Raw genomic sequence first — 17,142 nt, forward strand, 5'->3', positions numbered from 1 at the left:
GGCCTGGTAGGCGCTGCGGGGGTGGGGGCGCCAGAGGCCCCAGCTGTGGGGCAGGCTGTTCCATGCCGGCATGACTGGATGATTTTTTAGCTTAGGGCTGGACTTAGTCCATCACAAGCCACCGAAATCCTGCCGCCTTGGCCCAGCCCGCTTCCGGCACCGGGGGCAGACCAACATGCTCAGAGTCTGAGCCGCTGCACCGCCATGGCCGAGCCGATGGATCTGCTGGCCTTGCCGTCGGCCCTGCGTCACCGCACGGTGGTCGCCTACGGCATCGGTGATGCCGGCACCGGCATGGCTGCGGCGCTGATCGGCTTCTATTTATTTGTGTTCTATACCCAGATCGCCGGGCTGCCGCCCTGGCTGGCGGGCCTAGTGCTGATGGTGGGCCGGCTCTGGGATGCCATCAACGATCAGCTGATGGGCTGGCTCAGCGATCGCACCCGATCGCGCCTCGGCCCGCGCGTTCCCTGGATGATCTGGAGTGCGCTGCCGCTCGGGTTGAGCATGGCGCTGATGTGGTGGTTCCCGCCGGGTGGTGAACTGCTGCGTTTCGGTTGGTTCGTGCTCAGTTCGGTGGTGTTCATGGCCGCCTACACCGGCGTGAACCTGCCCTATTGCGCCCTTGCCACCGAGCTCACCGAAGACACCAAGCTGCGCACCCGCCTCAACGCGGCCCGCTTCACCGGCTCGATTCTCAGCAGCCTGGTGGGCCTGCTGCTTGGCGCCCTGCTGGTGGGCTACGGCGCCCCGGGCTACCTGGCGATGGGGGCGGCCGCCGGAGCGGTCGCGGTGGTGGGCACCCTGCTCTCGGCCTGGGGCCTGGCCCCCGCGGCCCGGGTCTGCCGCCGGCCATCGGGGCGACCCGAGCCGATCACAGCCCAGTTGGGGCGCATCCGGCGCAATGGCCGCTTCCTGCGCGTGGTGGGGTTGTATCTGCTGCTCTGGGGAGCGCTGCAATTGATGCAGCCGGTGTCGTTGCTTTATCTCTCTGAGGTGATGCATCTGCCCCAGTCTTGGAGCACCTGGATGCTGATTCCTTTCCAATTGAGTGCCATGGCCGGCCTGGAGTTGTGGAGCCGGTTGGCGGCGCGGCGTGGACGGCTGGTGGCCCTGCGCTGGGGCGGTGGACTCTGGATCGCCATGGGTGTGCTGGCCATGCTGCTGGTGCCGCTCGATGCCACCGCGGCACCGTTGGCTCCTGGTGGCAACAGCCTCAGGTTCGCGTTGCTGGTGCTGGTGGTGCTGCTGCTCGGCCTGGGGGCCGCCACCGCCTACCTGCTGCCCTGGTCGTTGCTGCCCGATGCGATCGATGCCGATCCGGAGCGCCCCGCCGGGCTGTTCACCGCCTGGATGGTGATGACCCAGAAGCTGGGCAGTGCCCTCTCGGTGTTTCTGCTAGGCAACCTGCTGAGCTGGAGCGGTTATGTGGCCGGGCTCGCCGAGGATCAGCCCGCCACGGCCGTGGCGATGATCCGCCTCTGCATCGGCTTGATCCCAGCGGTGCTGGTGACGCTGGGGCTTGTGGTGATGCGGCGCTGGCCTCAGCAGCCAGTCGTTTCACAACAAGCATCAGCCTGAGGATTCCGGCGGCGCTGCTGGGCCAAGGGAGCGCTCCAGCCCATCAAGGATGAACTCAAGTCCGAAGCTGAAGGCATGAAGCCCGTCGTAGCGGCACTCGATCACCTGGCGGCTCAGCGCGTTCAAGTGGGGAAAACGATCGACGGGAAGCTGGGGCAGGAAAGAGGAGGCCATCGCGGCGTAGTCCTGAGCCTCGATCGGAAAATTGATCTCCTGCAGGGTGAAGCCGTAAATGTGGCTGTCGACGGCGTTCCAGCCGTGATCGGCCTGCTCCAGGGAGAAACCCGCCGCCACCAGGCATCCGAGGGTGGCATCGATGGAGCGGAGCATGGCCGGCCCGGTGTTCAGCCGCGAGAGAATCGCCAGGGCGGCCCAGGGGTGGCGTAGCAGGGCCCGATGGGCCGATAGCGCCCGTTGCCGCATCGCGGCCTTCCAGTCGCCGCCGATCTCCGGCAGGGCGATCTCGCTGACCACGATCTCAACGAGGCCGTCGATGATCGCGTCCCGGTTGGCCACGTGGTTGTAGAGCGACATCGCCTTGACCCCCAGCGCCTCGGCGAGCTTGCGCATCGAGAGGGCCGCGAGCCCCCCCTGATCGGCGATCTCCAGCGCAGCCGCCAGCACCCGCTCCCTACTGAGGGGACGTCGGGCGATCGGCATCGAAGGGTTCGCTTCAGCCAGGTTCCCCGCTGCCAATCCGATCCAGTAAAGGCACAAACCTTACGGCGTATGCTTCGCTTACGGTGTAAGTGAGCAGCGTTGATGTCGAATCCGGGCCCGGCCACGACCACCATGCGGGCCATCACCCAAGACGTCTACGGCTCCGCAGACGTCCTCTCGCTCCAGACGGTTGAGAAGCCCGCCATCGGTGACAAGGATCTGCTGATCAGGGTTCGCGCCACCTCCGTCCATGCCGGCGACTGGCATCTGATGCGTGGCAAGCCGTTTCTGGTGATTCGGCTGTTTTTCGGGGGCCTGCGCCGACCGAAGTTCCGAACACTCGGCTGTGATGTCGCCGGAACCGTCGAGGCCATTGGCAAGGGGGTCGGCCGATTTCAGGTCGGCGACGCGGTGTTCGGTGATCTCTCGGTGTGCGGCTTTGGCACCTTTGCCGAGTACGCCCGTGCCACCGAAGACGCCCTGACGCTCAAGCCCGCCACGATCTCTTTCGAGGCCGCCGGCACCGTGGCCTGCTCCGGTTTGGCAGCCCTGCAGGGCCTGCGCGACCAGGGCCAGCTCCAGGCGGGACAGCACGTGTTGATTCTTGGGGCCGCCGGTGGGGTGGGCTCGTTCGCCGTACAGATCGCCAAGGCCTTCGGGGCTGAGGTCACCGGCGCCTGCAGCGCCCACAAGATGGCCATGGTGCGCTCCATCGGCGCTGACCACGTAATCGATTTGGCCGGCGCGGATTTCAGCGCCGGCAACCACCGTTATGACCTGATCCTCGATACAGCGGCCTATGGCCCCCTCGCACAAGTTCTGCCTGCACTTACTCCTGACGGCACTTACGTGCTGGTCGGTGGCTCGACGGCACGCTTTTTCCAGGTGATGCTCTGGCAGGGTCCCTGGATCTCCCGAACCAGCCGTCGCCGGGTCGGCGTGTTGGCCTCGAACCCCAATCCGGCCGATCTGCAGACCCTGGCGGATCTGCTCGAGTCCGGCAAGATCGTGCCGTTCATCGATCGCCGCTGTGGCCTCACAGAGGTTCCCGAGGCCATCACGGCGCTTGAGCAGCGCCAGGTCCAGGGGAAGATCGCCATCGCGGTTGCACCCAAGAGCAGCGGCAAGGAGTCATCAGACCGGACTGAAAGAGCCGCCTGAGCCATCAAGCCATGGCGCCTCCTGGAATGGCCACACCCGGGGCAGAACCGGTGCCGGCAGGCCGCGCTCGGCCCGAATCCGGGCCCAGATCCTTGTGAACCAGAAGCGGGCCGCCTGGCTGGAAGGGCCCCGGTAGCGGGCCACCAGGCCCTGATCGAGGCGGCCGCAGACCATCTCCCCGTCGAGCCCGGCTCGGTCGGCGCGGCAGAGCTCCAGCAGCGCTTCGGGAACCGGCGCCGGCGCGGCCCAGACCAAACTGCCGAACACCGGGTGGCCGCCGAGGCCATGGCCGCCCATCAGGCTGTCGCCGCCCAGCTCGATTCGGTCGGCCACACTCCAGCGTCCCTCACGGCGCACCTCCAGCAACGAGCGCCAGCACCCGCTGCCGAGGGTTTCGGCGTCGGCGCTGCGGCCCAGCCGCACCACTTCAGCCCCCAGCCAGCTGGCGCCCGCGGCCAGCTCCACCCGGCACGACTGCTCGAACAGTCCGCCGGCAAACATCACCAGTTCCTGGGGCAGCCACTCCAGATCCGCGCCCGGCTGCAGCGCAAAGCGCAGCTCCTGCCGCGTCCAGCGACCCTCGGGCGCCAGCCGCGAACGCCCGACCGAGCCATAGACCTTCTGGGCCGCCACGCTGGTGATCAGGGCGCGGCTGCCGGCGGCCAGCTCCGCCTGGATCGACAGCTCATCGCCCCCCACCAGTCCGCCGGCGGTGTGCAGCAGGGGCAGTTCGCAGCGGCCGTCGCTGAGGGCAAAGGCCTTCTGAATCTTCAGTGGTGCGGTGGTTCCGCCCTGATGGCTGGTACGACCGTTCGCTTCGCCGCTGGCCTCGAAGCGCAACAGCGCCGAACCGCGCCAGGGGGGCGAGGCCTTGGTGTTGGTGGTGGCCAGAGCCGGTGGGGGAAGGGCGGTCATCGGGGCGATCGTCAGCGCCAGTTCGGTGCGCGCCAGTAGCAACGGGCACCATTGGCCGCCAGAGCGCTGGCTTAGGTGATGCTCAGCCCGTGGAGCAGCTCCGTTGTCAGCGAACCCGGCGTGAGCGAGTCTGCAGTCAGTCCGATCGTGTTGATACGACGGCTGGGCCTTGTGAGCGGTAGCCCTGGCTCAGCCCTTTCCCCATACAGCGAGCCCCTGCGGCTGCCGCTCAGCGCTGACCAGCGCAGCAGCCTTCGCGGCCACCGCCGCAGTGCCTGCGGCCGCGACCTTCTCCTGCAGTTGCCCCGCGGCGGCGCGCTGGAGCCCGGCGAATATCTGGCCGGAGCCACGGGCTCGGCCCTGGTGATCGTGGAGGCGGCCCCGGAGCCGCTGCTGCAGGTGCGCAGCCCCGATCCGCTGGCCCTCCTGCAGGCCGCCTATCACCTGGGCAACCGTCACGTGGCGATGGAGCTGCAGGAGGGCCAGCTGCGACTGCTTCAGGACTCGGTGCTCGAAGAGCTGCTGCACCAGCGGGGCCTGGTCGTCGAGAGGATCACCGCACCGTTTCAGCCCGAATCCGGCGCCTATGCCAGCGCAACCAGCCATTCCCATTCCCATTCCCATTCCCACTGAGCCTGGCGCCCGGCGCCTGCAGCTGCTGCAGCTGGTCAGCCCGGCCTTGCCGGTGGGGGCGTTCAGCTATTCCGAGGGCCTGGAGGTGCTGGTGCAAGCCCAACGGATCACCAGCGCTGGCGATCTGCGCAGCTGGTTGGAGGCCGAGCTCGACCGGGGTGCGATCGCGATCGAGGCGGCGGCCCTGGGCCCGTTGCAGGTGGCCTTGCGTCGATGGCGCGACGGGGAGCGTGAGCAAGATCGGCTGTCAGCGGCGAGCGCCCAGGCGGAGCTCATCGATCTCGATGGCTGGCTGCTGGCCCTGCGCGAAGCGCCGGAGCTGCGGGCCCAGCAGCGCCAGATGGGACGGTCGCTGCTGCAGTTGGTCGCTGAACTGGGCTGGCCGCTACCCAGCTCACCCGCCCCACGGCTCGCCTGGCCGGCGGCCTGGGCTTGGGCTGGCCTGGTGCTTGAGCTGGGCCAGCTGGAGTTGCTGGAGGCCTACCTCTACAGCTGGGTGGCCAACCAGGTGAGCGCGGCGGTGCGCCTGATTCCACTCGGACCCACCCAGGGCCAGCGCCTTCAGCTCGCCCTGGCCGCTCCACTGGCGCGCCGGGCCGGCGAGCTGATCGGCGTTGATCCGCGCAGCCTCTGGAGCGGGGGCGTTGGATTAGGGATGGCCCAGCTCGGCCACGCGGAGCTCTACTCAAGGCTGTTCCGCAGCTGAACGGTCTCTGTCGGGCAAGGTTGCAGACCCCGGAATTCGCAGTTCAGAATCTGCAGCCGCTTGGACCCAGGGCCCCGCACCAACCACCTAGAACCCCGTCAACCGTTGAAGACTCCTCCATGAGCAAATTGCGTGTCGGCGTGGCCGGGCCGGTGGGCTCCGGCAAAACAGCTCTGGTCGAAGCGCTCTGCCGGCGGCTGCGGCAGCGGCTGCAGCTGGCAGTGGTCACCAACGACATCTACACCCAGGAGGATGCCCAGTTCCTCACCCGCGCTGGTGCACTGGAGCCCGAGCGGATCCGGGGGGTGGAAACCGGCGGCTGCCCCCACACCGCCATCCGGGAAGACTGCTCGATCAACCGGGCGGCGGTCGAAGAGCTCGAACAGCAATTTCCAGATCTGGATCTGGTGCTGGTTGAAAGCGGCGGCGACAATCTGGCGGCCAGCTTCAGCCCCGAACTGGTGGATCTCTGCATCTATGTGATCGATGTAGCCGCTGGAGACAAAATCCCGCGCAAGGGCGGTCCTGGCATTACCCGCTCCGACCTGTTGGTGATCAACAAAATCGATCTTGCCTCCATGGTGGGCGCCAACCTGGAGGTGATGCAACGCGACACCGAGCGCATGCGTGGCGGTCGACCCTGGTGCTTCACCAACTTGCGCAGTGGCGAGGGGCTTGAGCAGGTCGAGGCCTTTCTGTGGCGCCAACTACCGAAATCCATCCCTGATCATGACCAACAAGTGCTGGAAGCGGGATCTCTGCCTTGAGCGCGCCCTGTCGCCCTGCTGATTTGTGCTTTTGACTACACGCCCTAAAAGGCATGCTCCCTAGGTTCACTCAGCCGACAGCATTGCGGCGTTTCCATCATTTTAAACAAGCCCCAATGGTTTCCATTTCCCAACGACAACTCTTCGCAGGATTTGCCGCAACTGTTCTCGGAGTTTCACTCTCTGCCTGTGGTGGCGGAACGGAAACGACCACAGACTTTGATGGTGAAATCAAGGTTGGAATTCTCCACTCCCTGAGTGGAACGATGGCAATTTCTGAAACCACCCTCAAGGAAGTTGAGGAGATGGCCATTAAAGAAATCAATGACGCCGGTGGTGTCACGGTCGCAGATAAGAATTACAAGATCGTTCCGGTCATCGAAGATGGTGCTTCAGACTGGCCCACCTTCGCCGAGAAATCCCAGAAACTGATCGATTCCGACGGCGTCAACGTTGTCTTTGGTGGTTGGACTTCGGCAAGCCGTAAGGCGATGTTGCCGGTGTATGAGGCCGAAAACCACATGCTCTTCTACCCCATTCAATATGAGGGTCAGGAATGTTCGAAAAATATTTTCTACACCGGAGCCGTTCCGAACCAGCAGGCTGAGCCTGCGGTGCAGTGGCTGATGGACACCTACGGCGAGTCCCTCGGCAAGAAGGTCTACCTGGTGGGTTCCGACTACGTCTACCCAAGAACAGCCAACACGATCATCAAAGAGCAGATGAAAGCTCTTGGTGGTGAAGTTGTTGGTGAAGATTATATTCCCCTCGGCAACACGGAGGTTGCTCCCATCATCGCCAAGATCAAGGAAGTCTTCCCTGAGGGCGGCATCATCATCAACACCTTGAACGGTGATTCCAACGTTGCCCTCTTCAAGCAGTTCCAGGCTGCGGGCATTGATCCTGAGAAGTACAAGATCATGTCGTTCTCGATCGCTGAGGAAGAAATTCGTCAGATCGGGCCTGAATTCACAGCTGGCACCTACGCCGCCTGGAATTACTTCATGAGCCTGGACACCCCAGCCTCCAAGAAGTTCGTCGAAGATTTCCAAGCCGCCTACGGTGACGACCGCGTGGTGGGCGACCCTGCGGAGTCGGCCTACAACATGGTTTACCTCTGGAAGAATGCCGTCGAAAAAGCCGGCACCTACGACGATCTCGACAAGGTCCGCGAGACCATGATTGGCATCACCTTCGATGCTCCCCAGGGTGAAATTGAGATGTTCCCGAACCATCACACCTCCGAACGGGTGATGATCGGCGAAGCTGAACCCAGCGGCCAGTTCAAGATCCTCCAGGACAGCGGCACGGCCATCCCGCCGCTTCCCTGGAATCAGTTTGTGCCTGAAACCAAGGGCTACACCTGTGATTGGACCCAGGATCGTCCTGATGCCGGCAAGTTCCGGATGTGATAAGCCCGGTAGCTTCAATGATTCAGTGGAGCCAATAGTAGAGCCAGCAGTAGAGCCATCAGTGGCGTCAATCTGATCTCTTCCTACGTAACGGATTCAGTCAATCATTTGAACTGGATTCGCCGCAGGTGGGGGAAGCTCAGCTTTCTCCACCATTTTCCCTACACAGGTGACCATCATCGTCGCTTGTAAGAAGCGACCCCACTTCCACTTATCAGTCTTCGTCGGTGGAACTTTTCTTTTCTCAAATTTTAGATGGCCTCAGCATTGCCTCAGTGCTGCTTTTGGCCGCTACTGGATTGGCCATTGTCTTTGGCTTGATGGGTGTCATCAATCTCGCCCACGGTGAGCTGATGATGTTGGGTGCCTATGTCACTTTTGTGGTTCAAAATCTGTTCAAGCCCCTGGGCCCGGCGATTTTCGAACTGTATTACCCGGTGGCGTTGATCCTTGCCTTCATTATCACGGCCATGGTTGGGGTGTTGCTGGAGCGAACCCTGATCAGAAAGCTCTACGGCAGGCCTCTTGAAACATTGCTGGCCACCTGGGGTGTCAGCTTGGTGCTGATTCAGTTGATTCGCAGCATCTCAACGTCCATGCTGATTGGCATCCTGGCGGCCGTCGCGATTGGTTTGATTGGAAGTAAGTTTATGGCCAAAAAGATTGGTGATAAGCCGTATTTCACCTATCTCAATGGTTTGATGTGGGCTTTTTCTCTGGGCATTGGCTTGATTGTTGTCAACTCCATGTCTTCGGTGCGGCAGCTCTCGTCGCCCTGGTTTGGTCCTCGAAACCTGGATGTCAGCCCACCGAAATGGCTGCAAGGCAGTTGGGGCAAGATCGGTACCGTTGAGTTGCCTGGTATTCGGGTCTTCATTATTCTTCTATCAATCTTTTTGCTCATCGGTGTTCTCTGGTTTCTCAGTAAGAGTGCATGGGGGTTGCGGATTAGGGCGGTCACCCAGAACAGGCAGATGAGCAATTGCTTGGGAATTCCAACTGATCGTGTCGACAGCATTACCTTCGGGCTTGGTTCTGGTTTGGCCGGTGTCGCCGGTGCTGCGATTACGCTGTTGGGTTCGGTGGGTCCCAACCTCGGTACGGCTTATATCGTTTCCTGTTTCATGGTGATTGTGCTTGGGGGCGTTGGCAATCTGCTCGGCACCGTGCTGGCTTCAATCATGCTGGGCATCATTCAATCTGTTGTCGGTTCGGGCTCAATCCTGATCGTCTTCCCCAACCTGCCGCCGGCGCTTAAAGGGGTGGTTGAATTCTTTGCCACCACCAGTATGTCGTTGGTTCTGGTCTTCATCTTTATTATCGTCTTTCTGCAGTTTAAGCCGAATGGGATGTTCCCTCAAAAGGGACGTTCAGTCGATGCTTGAGTCCTACTTGGCCTACCCAACTGTTTTACTTTGTCATAGATCCACTTGGAGAACTAGTTAACCATGAAACTCTTCAAACGCCTGGTTCCCTGGATCCTCCTTGCCATTGCCCTTTTCGTCCTTCCGGCAATTCTCAGTGATTTTCGGCTGAATCTTTTTGGACGCTATTTTGCCCTGGCCATCACGGCCTTGGCGATTGATTTGATTTGGGGCTATACAGGTCTGCTCAGCCTTGGCCAAGGAATCTTCTTCGCCTTGGGAGGTTATGCAGCGGCGATGTACCTCACGCTGAATACGCCGAGCCAACAAGGCGGTAACGGGATTCCCAAATTCTTTGAGAACTTTGGAGTTAGTGAGTTGCCATTCTTTTGGCAGCCGTTTAATTCTCCATTCCTTACCCTGGCTTGCCTGTCTCTGATCCCCGCATTGGTTGCAGGAGTAGTTGGATACTTGATTTTTAGAAATAGAATCAAGGGTGTTTATTTCTCCATCATCACCCAAGCGGCCTTGATGGTGTTTTTTCACTTCTTTAATGGCCAGCAAAAGCTAATTAATGGTTCCAACGGGCTCACCACCAACACTACTGAATTATACGGCCTGTTGGTTGGATCTAGTGATATGAAGCTCTGGTTTTATCGATTAACGGTATTATTGCTGCCTGTTGCTTTTCTAATCTGCAGATATTTCACGACAGGCCGTTTTGGCGATGCTTTGATTGCGATCAGGGACGATGAGCAAAGATTTAGATTTGCTGGTTTTAATCCCGTTCCCTTCAAGACCATTGTTTTTATTGTTGCTGGTGGCCTTTGCGGTGTTTCAGGAGCTCTTTATACCGTCCAAACAGGCATCGTCTCGCCTCAGTTCATGTCGATTTCATTCTCGATTGAAATGGTGATCTGGGTCGCAGTGGGCGGCAGGGGGTCCCTCGTGGGACCGATCATTGGGGCCGTTCTCGTCAATTACCTGCAGAGCTTGGTGAGCGAAGCCTTGCCAGAGCTCTGGTTGTTCGTCCAAGGGGGTTTGTTCATCTTTGTCGTCGTCTTGATGCCTGATGGCATCTACGGATGGTTCACCGGCGGCGGTTTGCGCAGCTTCCTAGCTTCTTTCGGGATTGCCCAGAAAGCCCGAACCTATCCCAAAATCGATGAGCAGATCGAAAGCCTGCAGGAGGTTGTCAGCACAACTCCAACCGATTCTTCTGCTTAGGGGCCCTCATAGCCGAAGCACCTTGCCGATCAACTAATGACCCTCCTTTTGCCAATTCAGGTTCTCTCCACCCCCTCAACGTTGTCGCAACGCTAAATGCCATGGCTGAAACGCTTCTTGAATTGACTGATGTCAGTGTCAGCTTTGATGGCTTTTATGCTCTGACCGATCTTTCTCTCAAGCTGATCAAAGGAGAGGTCAAGTCGATCATTGGGCCCAATGGTGCTGGCAAGACGACGTTTCTCGATGTGATCACTGGCAAGGTCCGTCCGACTAAAGGAACAGTGACCTACAGGGGCCAATCGTTGGTTGGCATGTCGGAGCAGAAAATCTCCAGGAACGGCATTGGCCGAAAGTTCCAAACACCAAGGGTTTTTGACAATCTGACAGTGCTTCGAAACCTTGAATTGGCTGTGTCACCGCGAAAGAACGCCTTAAGCCTGATGCTTGATCCTCTGCCAATGGCGGCCAAGGATGAGGTCCATCGGCTGATGAGTTACGTGGGCCTGGCTCCCTTTGCCGGCACCCAGGCGGGTTCGCTCTCCCATGGTCAGAAACAGTGGCTTGCCATTGCCAGCCTTGTGGCCCAAGCTCCAGAAGTGCTGCTTCTCGATGAGCCAGTGGCTGGCCTCACCGATGAAGAAACCCTACGCACAGCTGAATTGATCAAATCACTGGCCGGTGATCATACTGTTGTGGTGATTGAACATGACATGGAGTTCATCAGAGATCTCGACTTTGATGTGACAGTCCTCCACCAAGGCCAACTTCTCACAGAAGGTCCCCTTGATGAAGTCAAGAAAGATCCAAGGGTGATTGAAGTCTATCTTGGCACCACAGAAGACTGAACTAGATCCACCCCTATTGACTGTCAACTCACCAGCCATGACAACATCCAACATTCTTAAGGTCAATGATCTCAATGTTTATTATGGTCAAAGCCATATTCTGCGAAATGTAGATCTTTCGATTCCAGAAGCCCAAATGGTTTGCTTGATTGGCAGAAATGGCGTTGGCAAGACAACATTTCTTAAAACAATCATCGGGCTTCTGAAGCAACGTTCCGGTTCGATCCTCTATGGTGATCAAACGCTTACAGATCAACCGCCCTATCGTCGCGCCAGATCAGGGATTGGATATGTTTCCCAGGGGCGAGATATCATTCCCCAGGTGACAGTCAAGGAAAATCTGTTGCTGGGTATGGAAGCGTTGCCTGGGGGGTTAGGTAAGAATCGCCACATCGATCCGATTGTGTTCGACCTATTCCCCATTCTCGAAAAATTTCTAGGACGTAAAGGTGGTGACCTCAGTGGCGGCCAGCAGCAGCAATTAGCCATTGCCAGAGCCCTTCTTGGGAAGCCCAAACTGCTTTTGCTTGATGAACCAACTGAAGGTATCCAGCCTTCCATCATTCAAGACATTGAGATTGCCGTCCAACGCATCATGAAAGAAACAGGGATCAGTGTTTTGCTTGTTGAACAACATCTTCACTTCGTCAGGCAGTCAAACTATTACTACGCCATGCAACGGGGTGGAATCGTGTCAAATGGGCCAACTGAGAATCTCTCTGATGATGTGATCCAAGAGTTCCTCACGGTGTAAGGCCGAGCCAGCTCAGCAACCTCGGTTAAGCATCCATGGACGGCTGGTGTTTTCGCGAAGTCTGGGTGACTTGGATGGTTCCTGGCTTTGTTTGCGGACCAGCTTTGGTTCTTTTGTCTCGACCTTGAGCCTGAATGCCCCAGACAGTGTCATCGGGGGCGTAAAAAATCTGATCCCATCGTCACCACAGGATGGGCATTGCGTATTGGTCTGGCGCTCTTCAATGCTGCGCCAAACGTCATAATTCTCGCATCCTCTTGTACAGCTGAATTCGTAGACGGGCATGGAAGTAAAGCCTTGAAGAATGTTTAATCAGCAAAAGCTCCTTTCAACGAATTGAAAGGAGCAGGGATAAGCCTAAGCACTAGTGTGGCAATATATCCTGGTCGAAAATGGACGTTGGCAAGGCCAGGGTGCAGCAGGCATTGGGAATATCAACAATTCCGCTGATACGACCCTCCACCGGCGCACAACTCAACAGCAGGTAGGCTTGCTCGCCCGTGTAGCCAAACTTCTTGAGATATTCAATGGCATTGAGGCACGCCCTGCGGTAGGCAATGTGCACGTCCATGTAATACTGCTTGCCGCTGAATTCATCAACAGAAATCCCCTCAAACACCAGATAGTCAGTGAAATGGGGCTCCACTGGGCTGGTTTTGAACATGGGATTGACCATCCCATACTTTTCAACGCCGCCTTTGATGATCTCGACGTGAAGATCAAGAAAGCCAGACATTTCAATGGCTCCACAAAAGGAGATCTCACCATCCCCTTGCGAGAAGTGGATGTCACCCATCGAAAGCTTGGCGCCTTCAACATAGACAGGGAAGTAGATCTTGGTGCCGCGCGTCAGGTTTTTGATGTCACAGTTGCCGCCATGCTCCCGCGGCGGAACGGTGCGGGCGGCTTCATTGGCCACACGCTGAAACTCAGAACCTGGCAGGGTTCCAAGGATGGCGCTGTTGGGATTCGGCAAAGCTGCCAGCACCGGCTCACTGCCGGATAGTCCGGCGCCATAGGTTCGCCGGTCGGGTGCCGTGTTGACCAATTCGGTCTCGCGGCGGTTCCATTCCCGCAGCAGCTCATGCGAAGGGGCACAGCCGATCAGGCCTGGATGGGTGATCCCTGCAAAACGAACGCCTGGGATATGGCGTGAACTCGTGTAGATCCCTTCAAAATCCCAGATGGCCTTGGCTGCCTTGGGGTAGTGATCGGTCAGAAAACCGCCACCATTTTCTTTAGCAAAGATCCCGGTAAAACCCCATTCATCGCCTTGCAAGGCGCCGACATCAAGAATATCCACCACCAGGATGTCTCCTGGCTGGGCGCCATTCACCCAGATCGGACCACTGAGAACGTGAACCACTTCGAGGTTCACATCGGCAATGTCCTGGGGATCGTCATTGTCTTTGATCTGTCCATCCGTCCAGTCTTTGCATTCAATCCTGAACACTTCACCGGGATTCACTGAAACGACGGCAGGAATGTCTGGATGCCAACGGTTGTGACCGGGCATCTCCTGCTGATCCATCGATTTGGTCAGATCAACCTTAAAAAGTGTTTTGGGCATGGATGCTGACAGCACTTGCTAGCGATTCATCCAAGGCGATGACACCATCTACGGTGGTGTCATTGGCTACTGGATCCCGGCCTGCTTCGGCTTGGCCGTGCTGTCGTTGAAGTCACCCCGCCGGCAGAGATTGTCTTTCAGGCGTGCAGTCCAGGCTTTGTCCTTGAGATTGCTTTTGCTTTCGACACGGCCATCGTAGTGATAGAGAATCTGCCAACGGGAGGCTGTAGAGAACTCGCCAACTTTCTCGATATCGGTTAACGGATGGCCATAGAGATTGTCATACTCGGGCCATCCCGGCAGATCTTCCATGCTGCACACCGCGCTCACCTGATACAGTACCTCTGGCGACTTCTCCGCTGCATCTCTGACATTGACGGCCCCGTTGTACAGCCCGTTCAGAGTTCCCGCTGTGAATTGTTTCACCAACGACACCTGGGTGTCCTCGGTGTTAACCAGGACATCACCCGCCTTTGCATCCTGAATCGCGACTTCTTTTTGTTGACCACAACCCAGCAAGCCGATTAAGGCAAGGCCGCAGACCAGGGAGTTGCGCCACGACTGTCTGTGGATGGCATCCCTTGGCATGATGTCGAGATGGAGAGTCTGGGCACCCTATGGCAGGGGCCTCGGCGCGGAAAGCAGCGACCGCCACAGCGGCTCCACGTCCAGCCATTGCGGTCTGGCGAACCCGTTGAGATTCACGATCGCCCGGCAGCTGAGGCTGTTGATCAGCAGCGCAGCCCCCTCAAGCCCCTGGCTTGTTGGCAGCTCCATGCCCAGGTCGGTGGGACTGATCCAAGCTTCTTCGGCCAGCCCCAGGCCCAGGGCCCGGCCGCGCATCACCCCGGGCAGGCAGCCACTGGCAGCTGCTGGTGTCAGCCAGCGACCGCCCTGGCATACCAGCAAATTGGCGGTGCTGCCGCAGCAGAGCCCACCGGCTGTGCTGAGCAGCAGGGCGTCGTCGGCGCCGGCGGCGCGTGCCTCGCGTCGTGCCTGGATCGAAGCGCCGTAGGCGAAGGTCTTGCAGCGGCTCTGCAGGCTGTTGGCGTTGCGCTGCTCGCTGCCGCTGACGAGGACGCTGACTGGCTCGAAGCAGGGTGTTGCGGCGTTGAATTGCAGCCAGAAGCGATGCGGTGGCGCTGGTTCATCGGCGGCGGGCAGGTTGATGCCGCGGCCAGTGGCCGGGCCATGGCCGCGCCCCCAGTTCAGTCGCAGGGCGCCGTCGCGGATGTCGCTGCGCTGGATCGCTTCTGCCAGCAACAGCTCCACTTCCTGGCGCTCAGGCGGTTGTTCCATTCCCAGCAAGCCGGCGCTGCTCTGCCAGCGCTCCAGGTGCTCACTCAGCAGATGGGGCTGGCCGGCTTCGACGCAGACGGTTTCGAACAGTCCATCGGCCAGTTGCAGGGCGCGGTCGCCGAGGGGCAGGTTCAGGCTTTCTGGTGATCCCCATTCCCCCGCCCGGACCTGGCCCGGTACAGGGCAGCGAGGCGTCCGTTCGGCTGCTGCGATCCAGGCGATCGCCCTCATCCCAGGGCCTCGAGCAGGGGCCTGAGTTTCCAGCCCAGTTCTTCGGCCTCGGCCGCCGGGTCGGAGTCGGCGACGATGCCGCAGCCGGCGTGGGCCCGCAGGCGCCGGCCGTGCAGCATCAGGCTGCGGATCAGGATGTTGCTGTCGAAGCTGCCATCGGCCCCCAGCCGGAACAGGGAGCCGCAGTAGGGGCCGCGGGCCACGGGCTCGATTTCGCCCAGGCGTTGGCAGGCCCGCAGTTTCGGGGCGCCGCTGATCGAGCCCCCCGGCCAGCAGGCCCGCAGCAGATCCACCAGGCCGGCGCCGGAGCGGAGCTGGCCCTCCACCACCGAGGTGAGATGGTGCACCTGGCGGTAGCACTCCAGCCCCACCAGTTGCGGCACCTGGATGGTGCCCGGCTCGCAGACCCGTCCCAGGTCATTGCGCAGCAGATCGACGATCATCACGTTCTCGGCACGGTCTTTGGGGCTGCTCACCAGGGCGGCGGCGGCAGCGGCGTCGGCCTCGGCATCGCCATGGCGGGGGCGGGTGCCTTTGATCGGCCGGGTTTCCACCTGGCCGCTGGCGCTCACCTGCAGGAAACGTTCCGGTGAAGCCGACAGCACGGCGTCCTCGCCGTTGATCAGCAGCCCGGCGAACGGTGCCGGACAGTGCTGGCGCAGGCGTTGATAGAGCGCCAGCGGATCGGGGCGTTGCTCCAGCACAACCTCGCAGCAGGCCGAGAGATTGGCCTGGAAGAGATCGCCGGCGGCGATCCTTTCGCGCAGCTGGCTCACCTGGGCGGCAAAGACGGCCTCGCCGGTGTGCCAGTGCCAGCGGCCGGGATCGATCGGCTGACCAGGCGGGTCGGCGGGCACCTGCTCGGGGCTGAGCCCGGCCACCAGCTCCTCCCAGATCCCCAGCCGGAGGGGCTCCTCGCCCTCCAGCCAGAGCCGCCGGCCGCTCAGATCGAACTGCAGCAACGGGTCGTAGCGGCCGGCCACAAGGGTTGGCATGGCGGGGGACCGCCAATGATCGGCGGGCTCCACCCAGGCGCCGGCCTCGTAGGCCAGCCAGCCCAACCAGGTCCCGCCTGCGCCCACCAGCTGGGCCAGGGCCTCGAAGGGATCCCTGGAACCGTCGCTGCCCGGCAGCCCGCGACAGACCACCAGCTCCCGGGGATCGGCGCCCAGCACGGCGGTGGCGCCGAGCGGACTGCCATCGCCATCGAGCCAGCCGAGCCCATCGATCCCGAAGCGGGCGGTCAGGGCCTTGGCAACGGCCCAGGGTTCCCGCCAGGGAAGCTCTCGCCGCTGGACTGCCGCCATGCTGATTTCAGCTGCTGCCAGCCCTGGCCCGCCGCCAGGGGCTGGCCAGATCAGGGCGGCCGGCCTCGCTGAGGGCTGTGTCGCGGATGCGGCAACTGTCACAGCGGCCGCAGGGTTCAGCACCGCCGGCGTAGCAGCTCCAGGTGGCCTCAATCGGTACCCGCAGCCGGAGCGCCTCGCGAACGATCCGTGCCTTGTCCCACTCCACCAGGGGTGCCCAGAGCCTGGTGCCCTGGCCCTCGCGGCCGCTCTTGCTGGCCAGATCGGCCAGATGCTGAAAGGCGGCCAGGTAGTCGGGCCGGCAGTCGGGGTAACCGGAGTAATCGATGGCATTGACGCCGAGCACCAGCCGCTGGGCGCCTCGGGCTTCAGCCAGGCTCAGGCCCAGGGCGATGAACACCGTGTTGCGGCAGGGCACGTAGGTGGGTGGAATCGTGCCTTCCACCACGCCGCTCTTTGGCAAGGCGATGGCGGGATCGGTGAGGGCGGAGCCGCCCCAGGCCGCCAGATTCACCGCCACGGTGAGGTGCTCCTGCAGGCCCAGGGTCTGGGCCAGGCTGTCTGCGGCAACCAGTTCCTGGCGATGGCGCTGGCCGTAGTCGAACGACAGACCGATCACCCGATCGCCTGCTTCGATCGCCAGGGCCGCGGCGGTGGCTGAATCCAGGCCGCCGGAGAGCAGGGCAACAGTGGTGCGGGTTGTCACG

Annotated in this window: 18 protein-coding genes; 10 read left to right on the forward strand and 8 right to left on the reverse strand. The window is 60.7% G+C overall.

Features of this window, described 5'->3' with window-relative positions:
• Positions 1 to 204 precede the first annotated feature (204 nt).
• The gene (locus tag BM449_RS07180; protein ID WP_071800667.1) at positions 205 to 1,581 is read left to right on the forward strand and encodes an MFS transporter; all 1,377 of its coding nucleotides are present in this window, start codon (positions 205 to 207) and stop codon (positions 1,579 to 1,581) included.
• On the opposite strand, the gene BM449_RS07185 is transcribed toward BM449_RS07180, so the two are convergent.
• The gene (locus BM449_RS07185; protein ID WP_071800668.1) at positions 1,573 to 2,241 is read right to left on the reverse strand and encodes a TetR/AcrR family transcriptional regulator C-terminal domain-containing protein; all 669 of its coding nucleotides are present in this window, start codon (positions 2,239 to 2,241) and stop codon (positions 1,573 to 1,575) included. The genes BM449_RS07180 and BM449_RS07185 overlap by 9 nt on opposite strands.
• A 102-nt stretch (positions 2,242 to 2,343) precedes the next feature.
• On the opposite strand from BM449_RS07185, the gene BM449_RS07190 reads away from it, so the two are divergent.
• A complete protein-coding gene (locus BM449_RS07190) occupies positions 2,344 to 3,402 on the forward strand; it encodes an NAD(P)-dependent alcohol dehydrogenase (protein ID WP_233831198.1) in 1,059 nt (352 codons plus the stop codon).
• Here the strand turns inward: BM449_RS07190 and BM449_RS07195 are convergent.
• A complete protein-coding gene (locus BM449_RS07195; RefSeq protein ID WP_071802065.1) occupies positions 3,376 to 4,317 on the reverse strand; it encodes an urease accessory protein UreD in 942 nt (313 codons plus the stop codon). The genes BM449_RS07190 and BM449_RS07195 overlap by 27 nt on opposite strands.
• A gap of 78 nt (positions 4,318 to 4,395) precedes the next feature.
• On the opposite strand from BM449_RS07195, the gene ureE reads away from it, so the two are divergent.
• The 8 genes from ureE to urtE all read left to right on the forward strand — a co-directional run bounded on the left by ureE (position 4,396) and on the right by urtE (position 12,028).
• The gene (gene ureE / locus BM449_RS07200) at positions 4,396 to 4,950 is read left to right on the forward strand and encodes an urease accessory protein UreE (RefSeq protein WP_083544450.1); all 555 of its coding nucleotides are present in this window, start codon (positions 4,396 to 4,398) and stop codon (positions 4,948 to 4,950) included.
• The gene (locus tag BM449_RS07205) at positions 4,904 to 5,656 is read left to right on the forward strand and encodes an urease accessory UreF family protein (protein ID WP_083544451.1); all 753 of its coding nucleotides are present in this window, start codon (positions 4,904 to 4,906) and stop codon (positions 5,654 to 5,656) included. Before ureE ends, BM449_RS07205 begins: the two co-directional genes overlap by 47 nt.
• A 119-nt stretch (positions 5,657 to 5,775) precedes the next feature.
• Positions 5,776 to 6,423, forward strand: a complete 648-nt coding sequence (gene ureG, locus BM449_RS07210; protein ID WP_071800669.1) for an urease accessory protein UreG — start codon at positions 5,776 to 5,778, stop codon at positions 6,421 to 6,423.
• Positions 6,424 to 6,539: 116 nt separating this feature from the next.
• Complete coding sequence (urtA, locus tag BM449_RS07215; protein WP_071800670.1) at positions 6,540 to 7,835, forward strand: urea ABC transporter substrate-binding protein; 1,296 nt, start codon at positions 6,540 to 6,542, stop codon at positions 7,833 to 7,835.
• Positions 7,836 to 8,062: 227 nt separating this feature from the next.
• On the forward strand, positions 8,063 to 9,220 hold the full coding sequence (locus BM449_RS07220) for a branched-chain amino acid ABC transporter permease (protein ID WP_071800671.1): 1,158 nt from the start codon (positions 8,063 to 8,065) through the stop codon (positions 9,218 to 9,220).
• Between the two features lie 63 nt (positions 9,221 to 9,283).
• Positions 9,284 to 10,426 (forward strand): urea ABC transporter permease subunit UrtC, encoded by a 1,143-nt coding sequence (urtC, locus tag BM449_RS07225; RefSeq protein ID WP_071800672.1) that lies wholly within the window; start codon positions 9,284 to 9,286, stop codon positions 10,424 to 10,426.
• A 101-nt stretch (positions 10,427 to 10,527) separates the two neighbouring features.
• Positions 10,528 to 11,274, forward strand: coding sequence for an urea ABC transporter ATP-binding protein UrtD (urtD, locus tag BM449_RS07230; RefSeq protein WP_071800673.1), 747 nt, complete (start codon positions 10,528 to 10,530; stop codon positions 11,272 to 11,274).
• A 37-nt stretch (positions 11,275 to 11,311) separates the two neighbouring features.
• Complete coding sequence (gene urtE, locus BM449_RS07235) at positions 11,312 to 12,028, forward strand: urea ABC transporter ATP-binding subunit UrtE (RefSeq protein WP_071800674.1); 717 nt, start codon at positions 11,312 to 11,314, stop codon at positions 12,026 to 12,028.
• Positions 12,029 to 12,040: 12 nt separating this feature from the next.
• Here urtE and BM449_RS07240 read toward each other — a convergent pair whose 3' ends face one another.
• From BM449_RS07240 to queC, 6 genes are all read right to left on the reverse strand, one after another.
• On the reverse strand, positions 12,041 to 12,313 hold the full coding sequence (locus tag BM449_RS07240) for an FmdB family zinc ribbon protein (protein WP_071800675.1): 273 nt from the start codon (positions 12,311 to 12,313) through the stop codon (positions 12,041 to 12,043).
• A 79-nt stretch (positions 12,314 to 12,392) separates the two neighbouring features.
• Positions 12,393 to 13,598 (reverse strand): formamidase, encoded by a 1,206-nt coding sequence (gene fmdA, locus BM449_RS07245; protein WP_071800676.1) that lies wholly within the window; start codon positions 13,596 to 13,598, stop codon positions 12,393 to 12,395.
• Positions 13,599 to 13,664: 66 nt separating this feature from the next.
• Positions 13,665 to 14,186: a hypothetical protein gene (locus BM449_RS07250; protein WP_071800677.1), complete on the reverse strand. Its 522-nt coding sequence runs from the start codon at positions 14,184 to 14,186 to the stop codon at positions 13,665 to 13,667.
• Between the two features lie 27 nt (positions 14,187 to 14,213).
• A complete protein-coding gene (locus BM449_RS07255) occupies positions 14,214 to 15,128 on the reverse strand; it encodes an aminotransferase class IV (RefSeq protein ID WP_083544452.1) in 915 nt (304 codons plus the stop codon).
• Positions 15,125 to 16,435, reverse strand: a complete 1,311-nt coding sequence (locus BM449_RS07260; protein ID WP_071800678.1) for an anthranilate synthase component I family protein — start codon at positions 16,433 to 16,435, stop codon at positions 15,125 to 15,127. The genes BM449_RS07255 and BM449_RS07260 overlap by 4 nt, the downstream gene beginning before the upstream one ends.
• Before the next feature lie 7 nt (positions 16,436 to 16,442).
• Positions 16,443 to 17,141: a 7-cyano-7-deazaguanine synthase QueC gene (gene queC, locus BM449_RS07265; RefSeq protein ID WP_071800679.1), complete on the reverse strand. Its 699-nt coding sequence runs from the start codon at positions 17,139 to 17,141 to the stop codon at positions 16,443 to 16,445.
• Position 17,142: the final 1 nt, after the last annotated feature.

The sequence above is a fragment of the Synechococcus sp. SynAce01 genome (genome assembly GCF_001885215.1).
Lineage (GTDB): Bacteria > Cyanobacteriota > Cyanobacteriia > PCC-6307 > Cyanobiaceae > Regnicoccus > Regnicoccus frigidus.

What these genes read in the sequence shown, in the direction of transcription:
- BM449_RS07180 (WP_071800667.1), top strand. Translation starts at nt 205, where the DNA reads ATGGCCGAGCCGATGGATCTGCTGGCCTTGCCGTCGGCCCTGCGTCAC.
- BM449_RS07185 (WP_071800668.1), bottom strand. Translation starts at nt 2,241, where the DNA reads ATGCCGATCGCCCGACGTCCCCTCAGTAGGGAGCGGGTGCTGGCGGCT.
- BM449_RS07190 (WP_233831198.1), top strand. Translation starts at nt 2,344, where the DNA reads ATGTCGAATCCGGGCCCGGCCACGACCACCATGCGGGCCATCACCCAA.
- BM449_RS07195 (WP_071802065.1), bottom strand. Translation starts at nt 4,317, where the DNA reads ATGACCGCCCTTCCCCCACCGGCTCTGGCCACCACCAACACCAAGGCC.
- ureE (WP_083544450.1), top strand. Translation starts at nt 4,396, where the DNA reads ATGCTCAGCCCGTGGAGCAGCTCCGTTGTCAGCGAACCCGGCGTGAGC.
- BM449_RS07205 (WP_083544451.1), top strand. Translation starts at nt 4,904, where the DNA reads ATGCCAGCGCAACCAGCCATTCCCATTCCCATTCCCATTCCCACTGAG.
- ureG (WP_071800669.1), top strand. Translation starts at nt 5,776, where the DNA reads ATGAGCAAATTGCGTGTCGGCGTGGCCGGGCCGGTGGGCTCCGGCAAA.
- urtA (WP_071800670.1), top strand. Translation starts at nt 6,540, where the DNA reads ATGGTTTCCATTTCCCAACGACAACTCTTCGCAGGATTTGCCGCAACT.
- urtC (WP_071800672.1), top strand. Translation starts at nt 9,284, where the DNA reads ATGAAACTCTTCAAACGCCTGGTTCCCTGGATCCTCCTTGCCATTGCC.
- urtD (WP_071800673.1), top strand. Translation starts at nt 10,528, where the DNA reads ATGGCTGAAACGCTTCTTGAATTGACTGATGTCAGTGTCAGCTTTGAT.
- urtE (WP_071800674.1), top strand. Translation starts at nt 11,312, where the DNA reads ATGACAACATCCAACATTCTTAAGGTCAATGATCTCAATGTTTATTAT.
- BM449_RS07240 (WP_071800675.1), bottom strand. Translation starts at nt 12,313, where the DNA reads ATGCCCGTCTACGAATTCAGCTGTACAAGAGGATGCGAGAATTATGAC.
- fmdA (WP_071800676.1), bottom strand. Translation starts at nt 13,598, where the DNA reads ATGCCCAAAACACTTTTTAAGGTTGATCTGACCAAATCGATGGATCAG.
- BM449_RS07250 (WP_071800677.1), bottom strand. Translation starts at nt 14,186, where the DNA reads ATGCCAAGGGATGCCATCCACAGACAGTCGTGGCGCAACTCCCTGGTC.
- BM449_RS07255 (WP_083544452.1), bottom strand. Translation starts at nt 15,128, where the DNA reads ATGAGGGCGATCGCCTGGATCGCAGCAGCCGAACGGACGCCTCGCTGC.
- BM449_RS07260 (WP_071800678.1), bottom strand. Translation starts at nt 16,435, where the DNA reads ATGGCGGCAGTCCAGCGGCGAGAGCTTCCCTGGCGGGAACCCTGGGCC.